The 19,087-nt window shown below is 63.3% G+C and carries 15 protein-coding genes and 1 tRNA gene; 12 read left to right on the forward strand and 4 right to left on the reverse strand.

What is annotated here, in order from left to right; genetic code table 11:
- The first annotated feature begins 933 nt into the window (after positions 1-933).
- The 4 genes from HS101_06885 (at position 934) to mtnA (ending at position 5,020) form a co-directional block, all read left to right on the forward strand.
- Complete coding sequence (locus tag HS101_06885) at positions 934-2,355, forward strand: metallophosphoesterase (GenBank protein MBE7505999.1); 1,422 nt, start codon at positions 934-936, stop codon at positions 2,353-2,355.
- A 159-nt stretch (positions 2,356-2,514) separates the two neighbouring features.
- A complete protein-coding gene (locus tag HS101_06890; GenBank protein ID MBE7506000.1) occupies positions 2,515-3,495 on the forward strand; it encodes a segregation/condensation protein A in 981 nt (326 codons plus the stop codon).
- Positions 3,492-3,947, forward strand: coding sequence for a RidA family protein (locus HS101_06895; GenBank protein ID MBE7506001.1), 456 nt, complete (start codon positions 3,492-3,494; stop codon positions 3,945-3,947). Before HS101_06890 ends, HS101_06895 begins: the two co-directional genes overlap by 4 nt.
- Positions 3,941-5,020 (forward strand): S-methyl-5-thioribose-1-phosphate isomerase, encoded by a 1,080-nt coding sequence (gene mtnA, locus HS101_06900; protein ID MBE7506002.1) that lies wholly within the window; start codon positions 3,941-3,943, stop codon positions 5,018-5,020. The genes HS101_06895 and mtnA overlap by 7 nt, the downstream gene beginning before the upstream one ends.
- Positions 5,021-5,032: 12 nt before the next feature.
- On the opposite strand, the gene HS101_06905 is transcribed toward mtnA, so the two are convergent.
- Entirely contained in the window at positions 5,033-5,749 is a 717-nt protein-coding gene (locus HS101_06905) for a hypothetical protein (GenBank protein MBE7506003.1), read from the reverse strand.
- 483 nt (positions 5,750-6,232) lie between these two features.
- Here HS101_06905 and HS101_06910 point away from each other — a divergent pair, with 483 nt between their 5' ends.
- From HS101_06910 to HS101_06925, 4 genes are all read left to right on the forward strand, one after another.
- The gene (locus HS101_06910) at positions 6,233-6,523 is read left to right on the forward strand and encodes a hypothetical protein (protein MBE7506004.1); all 291 of its coding nucleotides are present in this window, start codon (positions 6,233-6,235) and stop codon (positions 6,521-6,523) included.
- A 114-nt stretch (positions 6,524-6,637) separates the two neighbouring features.
- Complete coding sequence (locus HS101_06915) at positions 6,638-6,979, forward strand: hypothetical protein (GenBank protein ID MBE7506005.1); 342 nt, start codon at positions 6,638-6,640, stop codon at positions 6,977-6,979.
- Between the two features lie 120 nt (positions 6,980-7,099).
- On the forward strand, positions 7,100-8,713 hold the full coding sequence (locus HS101_06920) for an FAD-dependent oxidoreductase (protein MBE7506006.1): 1,614 nt from the start codon (positions 7,100-7,102) through the stop codon (positions 8,711-8,713).
- 101 nt (positions 8,714-8,814) lie between these two features.
- A complete protein-coding gene (locus HS101_06925) occupies positions 8,815-10,368 on the forward strand; it encodes a hypothetical protein (GenBank protein ID MBE7506007.1) in 1,554 nt (517 codons plus the stop codon).
- 135 nt (positions 10,369-10,503) lie between these two features.
- Here the strand turns inward: HS101_06925 and ettA are convergent, their stop codons facing one another.
- Both ettA and HS101_06935 read right to left on the reverse strand, forming a co-directional pair.
- Positions 10,504-12,189, reverse strand: coding sequence for an energy-dependent translational throttle protein EttA (gene ettA / locus HS101_06930; protein MBE7506008.1), 1,686 nt, complete (start codon positions 12,187-12,189; stop codon positions 10,504-10,506).
- Between the two features lie 133 nt (positions 12,190-12,322).
- Positions 12,323-12,396 (reverse strand) — tRNA-Val (locus HS101_06935).
- Between the two features lie 177 nt (positions 12,397-12,573).
- On the opposite strand from HS101_06935, the gene HS101_06940 reads away from it, so the two are divergent.
- The 4 genes from HS101_06940 to HS101_06955 all read left to right on the forward strand — a co-directional run bounded on the left by HS101_06940 (position 12,574) and on the right by HS101_06955 (position 17,773).
- Positions 12,574-14,352, forward strand: a complete 1,779-nt coding sequence (locus HS101_06940; protein ID MBE7506009.1) for a phospho-sugar mutase — start codon at positions 12,574-12,576, stop codon at positions 14,350-14,352.
- 56 nt (positions 14,353-14,408) lie between these two features.
- Positions 14,409-15,620: a hypothetical protein gene (locus HS101_06945; protein MBE7506010.1), complete on the forward strand. Its 1,212-nt coding sequence runs from the start codon at positions 14,409-14,411 to the stop codon at positions 15,618-15,620.
- Entirely contained in the window at positions 15,617-16,054 is a 438-nt protein-coding gene (locus HS101_06950; GenBank protein ID MBE7506011.1) for an Rrf2 family transcriptional regulator, read from the forward strand. Before HS101_06945 ends, HS101_06950 begins: the two co-directional genes overlap by 4 nt.
- Positions 16,055-16,126: 72 nt before the next feature.
- Complete coding sequence (locus tag HS101_06955; GenBank protein MBE7506012.1) at positions 16,127-17,773, forward strand: glutamate--tRNA ligase; 1,647 nt, start codon at positions 16,127-16,129, stop codon at positions 17,771-17,773.
- Positions 17,774-17,788: 15 nt separating this feature from the next.
- Here the strand turns inward: HS101_06955 and HS101_06960 are convergent, their stop codons facing one another.
- A complete protein-coding gene (locus HS101_06960) occupies positions 17,789-18,865 on the reverse strand; it encodes a hypothetical protein (protein ID MBE7506013.1) in 1,077 nt (358 codons plus the stop codon).
- Positions 18,866-19,087: the final 222 nt, after the last annotated feature.

Below are 19,087 nucleotides of genomic sequence, written 5' to 3' on the forward strand. Positions count from 1 at the left end.
GTGGTCAGTTACGGCCCGGACGAATCCAACAAATATATCACAACCTATTTTCGTCGGAGCTTCACCGTTGACGACCGGTCGATCTTTTCTGGATTGCAGGTCTCACTGCTCAGAGATGACGGCGCGATCGTCTATCTGAACGGGGTCGTCATTTTTCGCTCCAACATGCCGACGGGTATTACCATATACACGACGCCCGCGGCGTCGGTGGTGAGCGGGAGCGATGAATCCACATGGTATTCGACGACCGTGTCGCTCGGTCCCCTGCTCAGTGGGACGAACGTGCTCGCCGTGGAGATCCACCAGTCGAACGCACAGAGTTCGGACATCAGTTTCGATCTGCAGCTCGTGGGGCAGACGACCGACCTGGATCTGGTGAACGCGGGGTCAACATGGCGCTATCTGGACAACGGGAGCAATCAGGGCACAGCCTGGCGTGAAGCCTCGTTTAATGACTCCGGATGGCCCAGCGGCCCGGCGCAACTGGGCTATGGCGACGGGGATGAGGCAACCGTCGTTAGCTACGGACCCAGCGCATCGAACAAGCACATCACGACTTATTTCAGACGGGTCATCAATGTTTCGAATCCGCTCGACTTCGGGGCGAATCTCACGCTTTCCGTGCTGCGCGATGACGGGGCCGTCGTTTATCTGAATGGAACCGAGGTATTTCGCGATGGGCTGCCCGAAGGAAGCGTGCAGTACAACACTCCGGCGAATCAGGTCGTCGGATATGAGCTGGAGAATCGCTTCGTTCAGACGCTGGTGCCCACGTCGTTGCTGGTGGCCGGGCCGAACGTGATTGCAGCGGAGATTCACCAGTCGGACCCGGCCAGTTCCGATCTCAGCTTTGATTTATCCCTGGTTGCCACGCCGCTGGTCAATCCGACGGTCACGCGCGGACCCTATCTTCAGTGCGCTTCGCCGACGTCGATGGTGGTTCGCTGGCGAACGAGCGGGCCGACGGACAGCGTGGTGCAGTGCGGCACGACGCTGGGTAGTTCCACGTGGACATTTCAGAAGCCCGGCGCGACGACCGAGCATGAAGTGACGATGACCGGGATGGTGCCCGACCAGAAGTATTTCTACGCGGTGGGATCGACCGCTGGGATTCAGGCGGGCAATACGCAGGATCACTTTTTTGTAACGCCGCCGGCGGCTGGAACGCCCAAGCCGACTCGCGTCTGGGTGCTCGGCGACTCGGGGCATGCCAACAGCGGGCAGATCGCGGTGCGGGATGCGTATTACGCCTTCACCGAGGGGACGCATACGGACTTGTGGATCATGCTGGGGGACAACGCCTACATCGACGGAACCGACGCTCAGTATCAGACGGCGGTGTTCAACGCGTATGCCACGCTGCTTCGGAAGTCGGTGCTCTGGCCGGCGATCGGGAATCATGATTCGCACAGCGCGGACTCGCCCACGTTGTCGGGCGTTTATTTTGACATATTCACGCTGCCGAAGAACGGGGAGAGCGGCGGGACTCCGTCAGGGACGGAGGCCTACTTTTCGTTCGACCACGGCGACATTCACTTTATCGTGCTGGATTCGGACGACAGCCCGCGCGCGCCGACCGGGGCGATGCTGACCTGGCTGACGGCGGACCTGGCGTCAAACGACAAGACGTGGATTATCGCCTTCTGGCATCACCCGCCGTATTCGAAGGGGGGCCACAATTCCGACAACGCGTCGGACAGCGGGGGGCGGATGAAAGATATGCGGGAAAACGCGCTGCCGATTCTCGAGGCGGGCGGGGTCGATCTGGTCATGACGGGGCACAGTCATTCCTATGAACGTTCGTATCTTCTGGACGGACATTACGGCACGTCGAACACGCTCGTGCCGTCGATGGTGATTGACGGCGGAAACGGTCGCTTCCGAGGCGACGGCGGTTATGTCAAGCCGACCGCAAGGCCGAATGGGCACGAGGGGACCGTTTATGTCGTCGCGGGCAGTTCGAGCGAAGCGACGGGAGGATCATTGAATCACCCGGCGATGTACATTTCGATGGGCTCGCTTGGCTCGGTTGTGCTGGATATCGACGGCGGACGGCTGGAGGCGAAATTCCTCGGATCGACCGGGGCGGTGCAGGATTGTTTTACGATCTTCAAGGGCGCGCCGTCGGCCAGAGGTGATATGAACTGCGACGGCGGGCTGAACCTGCAGGATATCGAGCCGTTTATCGCGGCCTTGCTGGGTCTGCCGCAGAACGATGGATCAGCGGAGGCCGGCGAGAGCGAGGATCCATTGCAATGTTCGAATGCATCAGCCGATCTGAACGGCGATATGGAGATCAACGGGCTGGATATTGAGTGGATGCTGAGCGAGCTTTTGCAGGGAGAGTGCCCGTAGGCAGGTATTTTCTCCGGTCATCAATTCTCGTAACAGGGTTTCCCAGTATTGTCATTTCGCGGTCGGCGGAAATCGGCGGGGTTTCCCTTTCGCGGCTGACCACTCATAATTGGCGATTCGGCGGGGCGGTGGTTCCCGCGCAAGGATGCGACCGTGACCATGACCGACTATTCCGTTCAAACCGACGTCTATAACGGCCCGTTGGATTTGCTGCTCTATCTGATCCGGCGGGACGAGGTGGATCTTTACGACATCCCGATCGCCCGGGTGACGGAGCAGTATTGCCGTTATGTGGAGACGCTGGCTTCGATCGATCCGAACGTGGCGGGCGACTTCCTCGTGATGGCGGCGACGCTGATGGAGATCAAGAGCCGGATGCTCCTGCCGCGTCCGCCGGCGACGGAGGAGGCGGAAGAGGACTTTTCCGATCCGCGGCTGGAGCTGGTTCGGCAGCTTCTGGAATATAAGAAATTCAAGGATGCTTCGCTGGAGCTGGGGGCGGCGGCGGATTCGCAGGCGCAGATGTGGCCGCGGACGCCGGCGAAGCCGAAGGCGGCGGGGCCGAGCGAGATCGATCTGGACGACGTGCAGATCTGGGACCTTGTCGCGGTCTTTAACAAGCTGATGGCGTCGATCGGGGCCGGGGCGGCGACGCACGATGTGGTCTTTGATGACACGCCGATTGCGCTGCACGCCACGGATATTCTCGATCGGCTGGAGCGCGAGGGAGGCGAGCTTGGTTTTGAGCACGTCTTCATCGGGCGCACGCGGGCGGAGATGATCGGTCTGTTTCTCGCGCTGTTGGAGCTGATGCGGCAGCAGCGCGTTCGCATCGTTCAGGAGGCGGTGCTGGGACCGATCCGCGTCATTCTGCTTTCCACGGAGCCGATTACCATCGGTGCGGAGTGGGAGCCGGCGATTCGAGAGGCGGTGCTGGGGCCGACGGTTGAGACGGCGGACGATGTCGCGGCCGAGGCGACGGACGATGTTGAGGCCGGCGACGAACTGGACGGCATCGAGCTAGACGATGAGGAATCGTTCGCAGAACTGGACAAGATCAAGACGGACGTGGACATCGACGCGATTCTGAAGCAGGACGAGAGCACTGCGGAAGTCGAGGATGAGGAGCAGACATCATGAAGCCGTCGGAGAAGCTTGCTGAACTGAAACTCACGCTGCCGCCGTTTGTCGCGCCGATCGGCTCGTACATTCCCGGCATCCGCACGGGCAATCTGGTGCTGGTCAGCGGGCAGCTTCCCTTTGTCGAGGGCAAGCTGACCTGCGCCGGCAAGGTGGGCCAGGACGTGACGCTGGAGCAGGCCAACGCGGCGGCGCGGACGGCGGGGCTTAACGCCCTGGGCATCGCGGCGCATACCGTCGGGGGCATCGACCATATCAAACGTATCGTGCGGCTGGCGGTGTTCGTGAACAGCGCGCCGGGCTTTTTCGATCAGCCGAAGGTGGCCAACGGGGCGAGTGACATGATGGTGCAGATCTTCGGCGAGGCGGGCAAGCACGTCCGCGCGGCCGTGGGGGCGAGCGAACTGCCGATGAACGCGGCGGTGGAAGTCGAGTTGATGGCGGAATGCTAGAGCCGACCTCCGATTCACCGCTGCGGCCTGTCTGGTGGGATGACTCGATCGCTCCGCGCGGGGCGCTGGGGATGATCGACCAGACGAAGCTGCCGAGTGAGTTGGTCACGATTGCCTGTCGCACGTCGGCCGAGGTGTGGGACGCGATCAAGCAGCTCAAGGTGCGCGGGGCGCCGGCGATCGGCGTGGCGGCGGCGTATGGCGTGATCGTCGGGCTCGACGAGGCCGAGCCGGGCGATGCGAACTGGCGCGGTGCGCTGGCGAAAGCTTGCGAATACCTGGCGACGAGCCGGCCGACGGCGGTGAATCTGTTCTGGGCGCTGGATCGGATGCGGCGCAAGGCGGAGTCGCTGGGCGGCGCGAAATGGCCAGAGGCGCGGGCGGCGCTACTGGCCGAGGCGCACGCGATTCGCGATGAAGACGCGGCGATGTGCCGGGCGATCGGGGCGCACGGGCAACACCTGATTCCCGAGGGCGGCGGGGTGCTGACGCATTGCAATGCCGGCGCGCTGGCGACGAGCGAATATGGCACGGCGCTGGCGGTCATGTATGCCGCGCACGAGAAGGGGCGGAGGTTCAAGGCCTATGCCGATGAGACGCGGCCGCTTCTGCAGGGCTCGCGGCTGACCGTGTGGGAGCTGATGCGCGGCGGCATCGATGCGACGGTCATCTGCGACAACATGGCGGCGGTGGTCATGCGTGAGAAGAAGGTGAACGTCGTGGTGACGGGGGCGGATCGGATTGCGGCGAACGGCGACACGGCCAACAAGATCGGCACGTATGGCGTCGCGGTGCTGGCGAAGGCGCACGGCATTCCGTTTTATGTGGCGGCGCCGAGCTCTACTTTTGATCTGACCATTTCAGATGGGTCGGCGATTCCGATTGAGTATCGCGACCCGGCCGAGGTTCGGGCCATTGGCGGCCATGCCATTGCGCCGATCGACGTGCCGTGCTACACGCCGGCCTTCGACGTGACGCCGGCAGCGCTGATTGCGGGGATCATTACCGAGAAGGGCGTTATCTCACCCGTGAACAGTGAGTCCATCGCCCGATTGATCGGCGCGGGCCGCTGAGACTGATTGAGTTTATTTTCGCGGGGCGTCGGGCTTCGCGTCTTGCGGGGGCGCGCTCCACTCGGCGGCGGGCTGTTTTGATTCATCGCGTGCGAGATCGGCGCTGATGATCTGCCAGTCGGCCCAGCGGTCTCCATTCCACTCGTTTGAATAAAGATGCATCTTTCCGTCCGAGGCAACGCCTGAGAGCATGAGCACGATGTCGTCCGAATTCGGCCGGGCGCGCATGGCGAGGTATCCGACGCGCATGGCTACGGGCAGGCGAATCGACTGGGATTTCTCGACGGACGCGCCATCGAAGACGCGACAGACGAGCTTTCGGTTGTCGGCGTCGTAGCAGGTGATGATCGCATCGCCGGACTTCTGCTCGTAGGCCAGGTCGAAGACGCGGCCGAGGAGCTCTTTGATTCCTTTGCAGACGTCGAAGGACCGGGCGACGCCGGTATCCGCGGTGACGGTCATGCTGATGCGGCCGTCTTCCCACAGGGCGACGACCGCGGATTCCTCGCGGGTCGGGCAGTCTTTGGAGACGACCACGACGGGCAGTTGGGTCAGCGGCAGAGGGCCTTCATGCTCGATGCCCGTGGCGGAGCGTTGGCGGGATCTTGTGAGCGTGTCGTGGTTGGCGACGGGTCTGACGGCAGGCGAGAGATTCTGGGCGGCGACGGGAGCGGCGTCGCGCGAGGACGGCGCCGCGAACAGTACGAAGACGATGAGCCCGACAGTCATGAGATTGCCCTCCGACGGCGGTGCGGCGAAGGGCCGCTGCCGTTGGAGGATCTTTTTTGGCACCGGGTGCGCCGTCGGGGCGGCGGTGGGGCGAGCGACGCGACGGTCCTCTAATTCCGGGTCCCGATTGTGAAACGTGTCGGGCCCTATCGGGCGGGTAGGGTCGTGAGGGTCGTGACGGTTCAGCCGATTCGTTGCACGGCTAAGTGCGGACTGAAGCGGCAATTGCGTCCCAGGTAAACGGCGTTGCGATGGGGCGTCGTCGCGGCCCGCTGGGACGTTGGGTCCGAGTAATGAGGGCTTGAATGAGACGAGCGCGAGGTCGCGCGGGGGCGGCGGGTCAGGGCGGGATCGGGGACTCTTGAAACGCCCCGGCGAGCGGGGTACTATAAGTTAATCAATCGTGTTCCTGAGCGAGCCATCGGTTGATCAGCAACACCCCCGCCCGAAGAAACCTGCCTGGGGAATTGAGAGAATAAAAAAATGAAGCGCAAACTACGAGTCGTTAAGTTCGTGATTGCCGTTTGCAGCGGCGCGTATGTCCTTCAATTGGGGACTTGCTTCTCCGGCGGCATCAATACCATTCTGGCCTCGTTGCCGACCGGAACGATCTTGACGGACCTCGGATTTCCCGGTCCGTGCGGGACGCCGAATTACTTTTTTGTGGACGCGAACGGTGTCCCGCAGGGTGAGGTGTTTAACACGGAAGACGATCTGGTGTTCTTCTGTCCGGCCGATGCGATACTTCAGGACGCGGGAGGCGGCGGCGGTTGATTGAAGAGAATTCTCGAAGACTGTCCGGCAGCCCTTGAGGCTGACTTGATAAAGAGAGCATATGTTCCTCGCGGACCCACGAGGAAAAGAGAGCGAATGCAGATGAGAGCGAACATGAAGAATCACAAGCGGATCAAGAAGATTGGAATGACCATCAGTGCCGTCCTGGCCGGAGGCGCCGTTTTTGACAACGGCTGTTTCAACACGTTGGCGTCGATCAACGTTTGCGGCACGGTTCTGACATTCTGCACGCCGGCGGATCAGATCAATGCCTTGTTTCCGTACCTGACGATTCCTGATTTCAGAACGGACCCGTCGTGCACCATCCCACTCGGATGCGGCACCGGCGATATTTATTCGGATATCCCCCCCGGCCTGCCCGGCGGAACGGCGCCCGAACAGCCGCAGGACGATCAGGGCGGCGGTCTTGGCGGTGGCGGCGGCGGCGGCAACTAGCCTCCGTTACGCTCGGAATTCAATCGCATCAGAATCTTCGATGGCCCGTGACTTCGCGTCGCGGGCCATCACTTTTTTGCAGTCCGATGCGCACGGCCCCTTCGCCTCTACAATGCCTGCGTGACCCTGCTCGTGAGAAATCTTGCCCTGTCGATCGACGCGCCTGAGGAGGAACTGCTCCAAAGGGTCGCGAAGCGGCTGCGCGTCGCGCCGGAGGAGATTAAGGGGCACGGCATCGTTCGACGGGCCATCGATGCTCGATTCAAGGACCGTGTTTCATTTGTGTACAGCGTTGAAGTATCGCTTGCGGGCGGCCCTCGCGATGAGCGGAATGTGCTGCGCCGGCTCAATCGCGCCGATGTGGCCATGTTGACGGACGAGCCGAGGCAGCCGCTGGAAAACGGCGTGGAGCCGCTGGCACATCGGCCGATCGTGGTCGGGTTTGGCCCGGCGGGGATGTTCGCGGCGCTGTGGCTGGCGCGGCACGGACTGCGGCCGATTGTTCTGGAACGCGGCCAAGGGGTGAAGATTCGTCACCGCGACATCCTTCAGCGGTTTTATCGCGAGCACGATTTCGATCCGGAGAGCAACCTGCTGTTCGGCGAAGGCGGGGCCGGGGCCTACAGCGACGGCAAGCTCTACACGCGGGTGAACGATCCGCGGATGCGCGACATATTGCAGGTTTTCGTCGATCACGGCGGCAAGCCGGACATCCTCGTGGACAGTCGTCCGCACCTGGGCAGCGACTGGATCCCCACGCTGTGCTGGCGCATCCGCCGGACGATTGAGTCGCTGGGCGGCGAGATACGATTCGGAGCGCGGCTCGATCGTGTGGATATCGTGGACGGCGTGCTGAAGTCGATTCGCATCGGCGGCGAGACGATCACGCCCGGTCCGCTGCTCCTCGGCATCGGTCACTCGGCGCACGACACGGTTCGGATGTTGATCGCGTCGGGGGTGACGATTGTTGCGAAGCCGTTTCAGATCGGGGTGCGTGTCGAGCACCCGCAGGCGCTGGTCGATCGCTGGCAGTACGGTTCTTCGTGCGGACATGGACGGCTTCCCCCCGCCGAGTACCACCTTGTCGCCAAGGGCGCGGCATCGTCGCGCGGGGACGTTTACAGTTTCTGCATGTGTCCCGGCGGGGTCATATTGCCGACGAATGAGTCGGCGGGGATCATCGCCACCAACGGGGCATCGGGAGTCAATCGGTCCAAGCCGTTCGCCAACAGCGGGCTCGTGCTCACGGTTCCGACGGAGGAGTTCGGCAACGATCCGCTGGCGGGCATCGACTTCATACACAAGTGGGAACGTGCGGCGTTTGAACTGACCGGCGAGACGTATCAGGTCCCTGCCCAGCGGGCGACCGATTTCCTGGCTGACCGAGCATCCGACGGGAAACTGGAGACCAGTTATCCACTTGGCGGGCGGTGGTCGGCGATACGTGACATCCTCCCGCCGTTCGCCACCGATGCCATCAAGCGGGCCCTGGCGAACCTCGACCGTCGGATGCCGGGGTTTGCCGGGCCGGAGGCGATGGTGACCGGGCCTGAGACCCGGGCATCGGCCCCGATTCGCATCCTGCGAGACGCCGACACACGGGAGAGCGTCACTGCCGCGGGGCTTTTCCCCATCGGCGAGGGGGCAGGGTATGCCGGGGGGATCATGTCGGCGGCGGCGGACGGCATCGCCACGGCGGAACTGCTGATCCGGCGATTCGCCCCCCTTAAATAGACCACTCCGAAATTGTTCGCCCAAGTCCGTCGGGACCGTCGCTGGCCTCTCTCATGAGCGTGTATCTCCAATTTCGGAGGGCGCTCGAAACGGAGGCATCCATGTTCGTAACCCGCACTTTCTCAATCGGACTTTCGGCCATCACCCTGCTCGTCTCCGCGGCACAGAGCGCCGTGGTGACGCTGAGAGTGTCACCGCCCACGAGCAATTTCGCGCAGGCGGTGACCGTCAAGCTCGACTATCAGGACGGTTCGTCTCGCATTGTGCCGGTCGGGATTGACCCCGTGGCACACGCCTCGCCGGGGGCCAAGGCGGTTGCGATCGCGACGGCGCTTACGGACGCGGGCGTCAGTGCGCAGCCGCTGGCGGTTGGCGAAGTCAAAATCGAGGGCGGACCGAACCTCAAGGAAGTTTCCTTTGAGACCGGCGGGACGGGCGAGATGGCGGACATGATCAAGTCCCCGGACGCGATTGCAAGCACGGTGTCGTTCGAGGGACCATTTAATCCGTTTGCCGCCATGGGACAGCCGGCCATCTTCACGGCCGGAATCGTCACGGACGTCGGCGAGGTGACGGTGCAGGTCTCGGCGGCGGAGCTCAACTTTCAGACTGACGGGCCGATCGTCTGTCAGGCGCTGTTTCAGCGGCTCGCCCCACGAGCCCCGCTTCACGGCGCGGAAATCCTGTTCGTGGGAGATCGACTCGAAGTCTATTTCGACCCGGCGTACACCGTGAGTCAGGGAGGCATTATTTTCGGTACGACGTCGTCGAGCCAGGGCTGCAAGGGCGCGGTTGAGATGCCGCCGCCGTCGGGCGTTTTGTTCGGCGTTGATACGCCGACGAATCTAGTACCGCGCGCGCTGGATATGACGTTTCGATATCCCGATGGTTTGGTCCTGTCCGTGGAGACCGTGATCGACCCGCTGGTGGTGACGACGGCAACGCAAAAGTGCGACCGGGTCGCAGAGTCGCTCAGCGGCGCGGGCTTTGTACCGGCGCCGACCGGCGACCCGACGTCCTGCGGCATCGGCGCTGTCCCGCCGGGCACGCAGATTCGGATGGTGGATCAGGGCACGGGCGAGCGCAAGGACGAGCTTTTTGTGTGGAATCCGTCCGAGGGGCATGTGGCCTTTCCGGGCTTCTTTGAACCCTTCGATCGCAACGGTCAGCCGGCAATCTTTACGGCGGGTATCGTGACCGACGTCGGCGAATTGACGGTGCAGGTGACCGCGCAGGAGCTGAACTTCCAGACGGACGGCCCCATCATTTGTCAGGCGCTTTTCCAGCGGCTCGCGCCGCGAGCGCCGGATCATGGTGGGCAAATCCTGTTCGCGGGTGACCGACTCGAAGTTTACTTCGATCCCGCGTACAGCGTCACGATGGGCGGCGTTACCTTTGGAACGACATCATTGACGCCCGGCGCGGAGGGAATGGTCGTCGTCGAGCCGCCGCCGGCCCCGGTCGTGCCGGGCGACATGAACTGCGACGGCGACGTGAACGGTCTGGACATCGCCGGGTTCATCCTGGCGATGATGGATCGCAACGCCTACGAGGCCGAGTACCCCGGGTGCAATTATCTCAACGGTGATCTGGATGGCGACGGGCTGGTGACGGATGGTGATCTGGATTTGTTCGTCGCGCTACTGGCTCAGTAAGCGAAGCGCGTGGGGCCAAATGCGGTTGCGGTTCGTCGCACGGGCCGGAGGCCCATGCTACCCGATCGAGGAACCAGCGGTTCGCCGCACGGGCCGGAGGCCCATGCTACCCGAAGGCTCTATCCTGCCGGCGCGTCAGCCCATGGTCAGTTCACGGTACTTCACGCGATGCGGTTGGTCGGCGGCGACGCCGAGGCGGGTCTTGCGGTCGGCCTCGTAGGCGGAGTAGTTGCCGTTGAACCAACGCACGGTGCTGTCGCCCTCGAAGGCGAGGATGTGCGTCGCCACGCGATCGAGGAACCAGCGGTCGTGGCTGATGACGAGGGCGCAGCCGGCGAAGTTCTCGATGGCATCCTCCAGGGCACGCATGACGTTCACGTCCAAATCGTTGGTCGGCTCGTCGAGCATGATGACGTTGGCGCCCTGGGTGAGCATGCGGGCCAGATGGACGCGGTTGCGCTCGCCGCCGGAGAGCGTGCCCACCTGCTGCTGCTGATCCTGCCCGGTGAAACCGTAGCGCGTGACATAGACCCGGCTGTTGACGGATGCGTTTCCAATTTGCATGTGCTCGCGGCCGCCGGTGATGGCCTGCCAGACGGTGTCGGTCTCCTTGAGCGTCTCGCGGCTCTGCTCGACGTAGGTGAGCTTGACGCTTTCGCCGACGCGGATGGTCCCTGCGTCGGGCTTCTCCTGGCCCGTGATCATGCGGAAGAGCGTCGTCTTGCCGGTGCCGTTGGCGCCGATGATGCCGACGATGGCACCGGCGGGGATCGAGAAACTCACGTCTGACAGGAGGATCTGCCGACCGAAGGCCTTGGTCACGTTTCTAGCGTCGATGACCTGATTGCCGAGTCGCGGGCCGGGCGGGATGTAGATTTCGATCTCTTTGAGTTTCTCCGTCGCGTCTTGTGCGACGGCTTCCTCGTAAGCGCTGATGCGGGCCTTGTTCTTCGCGCGGCGGGCCTGCGGGGAGCGGCGAATCCACTCCAACTCGCGCTGCAAGGCGCGCTGCCGGGCGGACTCGGTCTTTTCCTCAACGCGCAGTCGCGTCTCCTTCTGCTCCAGCCAGGAGGAGTAATTGCCCTTCCACGGAATGCCCTGGCCGCGGTCGAGTTCGAGAATCCAGCCGGCCACGTTGTCGAGAAAATAGCGATCGTGGGTGACGGCGATGATGGTGCCTTCGTAGCGCTTGAGGTGCTGTTCGAGCCATGCGACGGTCTCGGCGTCGAGATGATTGGTCGGCTCGTCGAGCAGGAGGACGTCCGGCTTTTGCAGGAGAAGTCGACACAGCGCGACGCGGCGCCGCTCGCCGCCGGAGAGGACTTTGACGAGGCGATCGCCCTCCGGGCAGCGCAGGGCGTCCATGGCCATCTCGAGTTGGGCGTCGATCTCCCAGGCATTGATGGCGTCGAGCTGCTCGTGGACCTGGCCCTGACGCTCAAGCAATTTGGTCATGTCGTCTTCGGACATTTCCTCGCAGAGCCGCTCGTTGATCTGCTCGTATTCCTTGAGAAGGTCCATCGACTGCTGCATGCCCTGCTCGACGACCTGGCGGACGGTCATGGAATCGTCGAGCTTCGGCTCCTGTTCGAGGAAGCCGACGGTGTAGCCGGGCTGCAGGGAAATCTGTCCTTCGTAGTCCTTGTCGATGCCGGCGAGGATGCGAAGGAGGGTGCTCTTGCCGGCGCCGTTGAGACCGAGGACGCCGATCTTCGCACCGTAGAAGTACGAGAGATGGATGTCCTTGAGGATCTGCTTCTTGTCGTGGCGCTTGGAGACGCCAACCATCGAGTAAATGATTTTGTGTGCTTCGTCGCCCATCTGGGGTGCAATCTCCTGCTAACCGGTGCGTGTTCTATTTTGCGACTGGATGGCCGGGCAGCCATTCTACATGCTTTGCGGGTCTCGACATCGGTTGGGGGCGAGTCCGACATGCGGGGGATGCGTGGGAAACTGGGCGATACAGGGGTCGAACCTGTGACCTCACGGGTGTGATCCGTGCGCTCTGACCAACTGAGCTAATCGCCCTCTTGTCGAATGGCAACCCGTCCGCCGGGCGACGGGATGGACACTGCATCTATTCTAATCCCGACGGCCTGGGCGGCAAGGGAGGCCGTGCGCTTCATCCATTTCGACGGGTGCGTTAGAGTCAGGGCCTGACGCCTGAATTGAACGATCCCACGAGGATAAGGGGCCCGCAAACGGATGGACGCAGCGATCAAGACCGCGGTGGATCAGTGGCTCGCCGATCCGGCGATCGCCACGGGGGACAAGGACGAAATCCGCGCGCTTGTTTCCGCCGGGAATGAGCGCGAGCTGACGGATCGATTTTATCGCGACCTGGAATTCGGCACGGGCGGAATCCGCGGCATCCTCGGCGCAGGCCCGAACCGGATGAACATCTATACGGTCGGGGCTGCGGCGCAGGGGCTGGCGAACTACATTGCCAAGCAGGGTGCGGCGGCGAAAAAGGCCGGCGTGGCGATCGCCCACGACAGCCGACGCATGAGCGATGTGTTTGCGATGCGCGTCGCGACGGTGCTGGCGGCCAACGGCGTGACGGCGCATCTGTTCAGTGCGCTGCGACCGACGCCGGAGCTTTCGTTTGCCGTGCGGCATCTGGGATGCACGGCCGGGGTCATGATCACGGCGAGTCACAATCCGCCGGAGTACAACGGCCTTAAGGCCTACTGGAACGACGGCGGGCAGGTCACGCCGCCGCACGATACGAACATCATTTCCGAGGTGCGCGGCGTCGGGGCCTATGTGAATATCCGCGAGATGACGGAGAGTGACGCGACGGCGCAGGGGCTGCTGCATCGCATCGGCCGCGAGATGGATGACGCCTTCCTGGCACTCGTGGACAAGTCGTGCCTGGCGCCGGAGATCTGCCGCGAGCAGGGCAAGAAGCTCAAGATCGTTTATACGCCGCTGCACGGCACCGGCGGCACACTGATCCCCGAGGCTCTGCGTCGGCGCGGGTTTGTGCATGTCATGGAGGAGCCGAAGCAGTCGATTCCCGACGGCAACTTTCCGACGGTGAAGTCGCCGAATCCGGAGGAGGGGCCGGCGCTGGCCATGGCGATTGACCTGGCAAAGAAGGAGGGGGCCGATCTAGTGATCGCCAGCGATCCGGACGCCGATCGGGTGGGCATTGCGGTGCGAGGCGATGGCGGCGAGTTCGAGCTGCTAACGGGCAACCAGATAGCCGCCCTGTTGACGTATTACATCTGCGAGCAGCTCAAGCGGAGCGGCAAATTCCCCGCAGACGGCGTCGTGCTCACGACAATCGTGAGCGGCGACTTGATGAAGGAGATTGCCCGATCGTACGGCGCGGAAGTCGTCGAGGTGCTCACGGGTTTCAAGTGGATCGGCGAGCGGATTCGGCTTTATGAAGAGGCGGGCAGCACCGGTGCACCTTCGAAGGCGTACATTTTCGGCGCGGAAGAGAGCTACGGCTACATGCCCTGCGACTTCGTCCGCGACAAGGACGCGGTCACGAGCGCGGCATTCATCGCCGAGGCCGCCGCATTCGCAGCCGCCGAGGGGACGACGCTCTACGGTCTGCTGGGCAGGCTCTTCGCGAAGTACGGCTACTTCCGCGAGGGGGCCAAGAGTCTGACGCTGCCGGGGGCAGACGGGGCGGCGCGGATCAAGTCGATGATGCAGTCGATGCGGGCAAAGCCGCCGCGAACGTTGGCCGGCGTCGCCGTCGCGCAGATCGGCGATCTGACGACGGGCGACATCCGGGACGTGGCATCGGGCGCGGTGGTGGGTCGCTACGAGCTGCCGTCGAGCGATGTCATCGTTCTGACACTTTCGGACGGCACGAAGGTGATCGCCCGGCCGAGCGGGACCGAGCCGAAGATCAAGTTCTACATATTGACCCGGGAGCCGCCCGGCGACGTGACTCAGGGGGCGTCATTGACGAAGGCCAAAGTCGAGGCGATATCGGCGGAGCTGTCGGCTTTGAGCGGCGCATGAGTTTCCCGCGTCCCGATGCCTCGCACTCTCGGTGTCCCGATACTGATTAGGAATAGATGGTAAACCCCGGTTTGAACATCTGGCTCGGTCTGTTTGCCGTGATGGGCACGCTCGGCTTTGCGTCGGCGCTTTATTCGCTGGTGGCCAGCATTCGCAGTCGGCGAAGTCCGGTACTGGAATGCGCGGCGATCATTGCGCTGGGGGCGGCGTGGTGGATCGGCCACGTGTCCGCCTTCGGCTGGCTGGCGATGGTGGTCGGCGTCGGTCTTTCTGCGTTGCGACTGAAAGGCGCTACTGCACCGGCGCCCTCGGAAACATCTGGCGTGGAGCCGTCCGATCTCTCAAAAGCAGACCTGCTGCAAGTCGCAGAGACCGCTGCCCCCCCAATGCCACGGGCGAAGACGTCGGAGGCATCGCCGAGTCCTGCGACGCCGAAGCAGCCGTCGATGCCGCCGCAGACGTACACGACCATCGCGCTATTGGGCAGCTCGTTGAAGGTCTCGCTGGAGGTGCTCTGCGCGTCTCTGCGGCGCGGCGGCGAGCGGCGCGCGGAGGTCCGGGCGGCCACGCAGCGAGGTTCGCCGGCCCATCTGATGATCGGCCCCATTCGCCTCGACGTCGCCAGCGATGCACAGAGTCTGCCGCGACAGACCCTTGAGGACGCCGCGGCGCAGAGCTTCGATTGGCCCGATGCATTGGCCGTCGCGGGAACACATGCCGCGCAGGTTTCCTTCACCACGACTGTCGCAGGCTACGAACGAACCGGGGACACGACGCGCGACGCCGTTCTTCGCGCGCACCTTCAGGCGCACGCCGCCCTCGCGGAGTTCGCCCCGGTCATCGGCGCCTGCTATCCGGCGTCCGGGCTGTTGATCGACGCGAAGAATGTGTCGCGACTGCTGGCCGAATCCGACCCGCTCCGCCTGCTCAGCGCCACGGGGCTTGGATATCGCGCTTCGTCTCTTGAAGGCGACAAGGCCGGATGTCACTGCTGCGGCACGGTCGGGCTGAACGATCTGGGGCTTATGGACATTGAGATTGTCACGCGCGAGGAGCCGGACGATGACTTGACCAACGCGCTGGTGCGGATGGTTCGCCGCGTCTATGAGGCCGGAGAAGACGCGGCCCGCGTCGGCGACGAAGTGCCCGGATATGATGAGTCGTGGACGTCGGGCCCGGCCGCGTCGTTCCTGCAGCCGGATCGGCAAGTGATGAGATTTGAGGAACCGGAACCGCCACCGCCGGTCGAAGAAGCCGCGTCATCATGATTTATTCAACGGGATGTGAATACGCCATCCGGTCGGTGATGATCATCGCGGAACTGGCACGGCCGGGCAGGTTCGTGCTGCTGCGGGAGATTGTCGCCCGATCGGACATGCCGGCGTCGTTCGTCGGAAAGATTCTCCAATCGCTTGTGCGGGCGGACATTCTGGTATCCAGCAAGGGGCGCGGCGGCGGGTTTTCGCTGGCCCGGGACGCGGACCGGATCACGCTGCGGCAGCTTGTCGAGGCGGTAGACGGCCCGGAGCGGATCGAGCGCTGCGTCCTCGGGTTTGCCGCGTGCAACAGCAGCCAGCCGTGCGCACAACACGACGCCTGGCTGGAGATTCGCGAGCAGATCCACACGCTGCTCAATGAAACGACGGTTGAGGACCTTCTGGAGTCGCTCTATCGCAAGAGACGCCAGGGACGTCGCGCCTGACCGTTGATGCCCTCAGGCCTGCGCCCCCCTGCTCCTTGTCGAAGCGCGGTCTGGCCACGATCATGGTTCACTATGAGCAGCACACCCACGATTCGTGCCCGATTCGCCCCTTCTCCGACCGGCTACCTTCACGTCGGCGGCGCCCGAACGGCGCTGTTCAACTGGCTCTACTGCCGTCGTCACGGCGGCACGTTCATCCTTCGCATTGAGGACACGGACATTCTCCGCAACATCGAAGGGGCGGAGCAGAAGCTCATCGACGACCTGCGCTGGCTGGGGCTGGACTTCGACGAGGGACCGGGTGTCGCCGGGCCGGTGAGCCCCTATCGGCAAAGCGAGCGGCGCGAACTGTACGACACGGCGGTGGCGAAGCTGCTGGCGGACGGAAACGCCTATTACGCGTTTGAGACGCCCGAGGAACTCGACGCGCTGCGCAAAGCGGCCGAGGCGAATAAGACATCGTTCCGCTACCCGAGGCCCGATCCGCTGCCGACGAAGGCCGACGCCGATCGCGCCCGCGAAGAGGGCCGGCCGGTGGTGGTTCGCTTCAAGACGCCGAACGAGCCGATCACGGTGCACGACGAGATTCTCGGCGACGTGAGCTTCGGGGCGGGCGAGGTCGAGGACCTGGTCATCGTGAAGTCCAACGGCTGGCCGACGTATCACTTCGCGGTCGTGGTGGACGATGCGCTGATGCAGGTCACGCACGTGCTTCGGGCCCAGGAGCATCTGATGAACACGCCAAAACACGTGTTCATACAGCGGGCGCTGGGGTATGCGACGCCGAAATACGCGCATCTGCCGCTGGTCTTCAACATTGACGGGACGAAGATGTCGAAGCGCGACAAGCACAAGGTGGTGCGCGCGGCGGTGAAGGAGCGGCTCAAGTCGAAGGCGTGGACCAAGGAGCAAGTCGGCGAGATCGCCGGTTGCGGCGCGACCGCGCTGGACAAGTGGCTCGACAAGGCCGACACCGAACTGGACATGTCGCAGGTGACACGGCTGGCCGAAGCGGCGGGCGTCGTGATCCCCGAGATCGACGTGCACGATTTTCGCTTGTCCGGTTACCTGCCCGAGGCGCTGGTGAACTTCGTGGCGCTGATCGGCTGGTCGCCGAAGAACGATCGCGAGATGCTCACGCGGCAGGAGATGATCGACGCCTTCAGTCTGGACGGCATCAACAAGACGGCGGGCCGTTTCGATCGCGACAAGCTGCTGGCGATGAACACGGACTACGCGGCCCAGGCGACCCCGGAGCGATTGCTGGCGGCGTTTAGGGATTGGGCCGAAGTCAGCGGCAGTCCGCTGGCCGTTCTCGATGATGACACGGCCGTGCGCGTTCTCGCGGCGTGCAAGGGATTTCGCACGTTTCGCGATCTGGAGTCCAAGGCCGCCGTGCTCTTCGCCCCGGATGATTCGGTTCAATACGAACCGGACGCCGTGAAGAAGGTGCTGGCGAAGAACGACAACCGGGGATTCGCCACGCTGGAGACACTTCTCCCGCTGCTTTCGGCGCTGACGCCTTGGTCGGCGGAAGGGATCGACGCGCTCATCAAGGACCTCTGCGAGAAGACGAGCGCCAAGATGGGCGACGTGGCCCAGCCCCTGCGCGTGGCGGTTGCCGGGCGTCCGGTCAGCCCCGCCATCGGCGAGACGCTGGCACTACTGGGCAAGGAAAAGACGCTCGGCCGGGTGCGGCGGTGTTTGCAACTTCGCTGAGCAGCGGTGTCGCGCTCAATACACGCCTTCGACAACCGTGGTGGCGAAGCCCGAGTAGGGGCGGACGTTGGCGGAGCCGTCCCACGGATATTTTTCGCACGGCGGGGTTCGCTTGGCCTCGTCGCGCTCCATGAAGCGCGGCATGAAGAATTCCTTGGTAAGCGTGGTCAATCGCGTGCGGCCCCATTCGCCGTAGGGCACGACCGTCTCCTGATCGTCGAAGCTCACCACCTCGACCATCGCGCGCGGCACCGGCGGGTGATAGATGATGTCGTAGTTGTCTGCCGGGTCGAACGGCTTGTGGCAGGCAAGGCCCATCAGCGTGTTGCCGTATGTAGGGACGAACTCGATCTTGCCTTCGAGCAGCTCTTCCCGGGCGAAGCGATGAAACTGCGGGGTCATCTGGGTGCCGCCGCAGAAGACGCCCTTGATGCCGACATCGACGAGCGAGACCTTCTCGCAGAGGGCCTCCAGCAGCTTCGGCGTGGTGAACATGCAGTGGATATTGTCGTGCGCTCGCAGCAGAGTCAGCCCCTGGTCGATGACGTGGTTCTTGTAGTCTTCCATGATGGTCATCTGCTGCTTCTTGATCAGCTTGATGACCCATCGCGGGTCCATGTCCACGCAGAAGCTGATGCCGCCGCGGAACTGAGCGAGGTGCTCCACCGCGAGCCGCAATCGTCGCGGGCCGCTTGGACCGAGCATGAGCCAGTCTGCCCCCTTGGGAAACGCCTTGTCGGAAAGCGTGCTGCTGAACTGTTCGTAGTCGATGCGGAAGTCGTCGATGTTGACGCGACTTTTGGGAATGCCGGTGCTGCCGCCGGTCTCGAAGACATAGACGGGCTTGCCTTCCAGACCCTTGGGCACCCATCGACGGACCGGTCCGCCGCGCAGCCACTCGTCCTGGAAGTTGCCGAACTTCTTCAGGTCGGCGTAGCAGTTGATCTCTTTTCGTGGGTCCCACGACAGCTTGCTCGCGTGGTCGAGCCAGAACGGGCAGCCGGTCTTCGGGTCAAAATGCCACGCGATGATCTCACGGGTATGGGCGTCGAGCTTGTCTTTCGCTTCGGCGACTCTCTTTTCGAGGGACATGGCCTCAATCCTCCGGGCGGTCGATCGTGCAAGGCCGGTTTTAGCAAGTTGCAAACCAACGGTTCAAACGGCACTTGGGGGGACGATTCTTCAATTGGGGCATTCTATCCCGACTTGAGCGATTTTGCAGTGGCCGGCAAGCCCTTGCGACCCTCGGCACTCGAATCCGGCCGGATGATCGAATAAGCTCAAGCGCTGGGGACAGATTTCTCCGAGTCTGCC

The sequence above is a fragment of the Planctomycetia bacterium genome (assembly GCA_015075745.1).
In the GTDB taxonomy this organism is placed as follows: Bacteria; Planctomycetota; Phycisphaerae; order UBA1845; family UTPLA1; genus UTPLA1.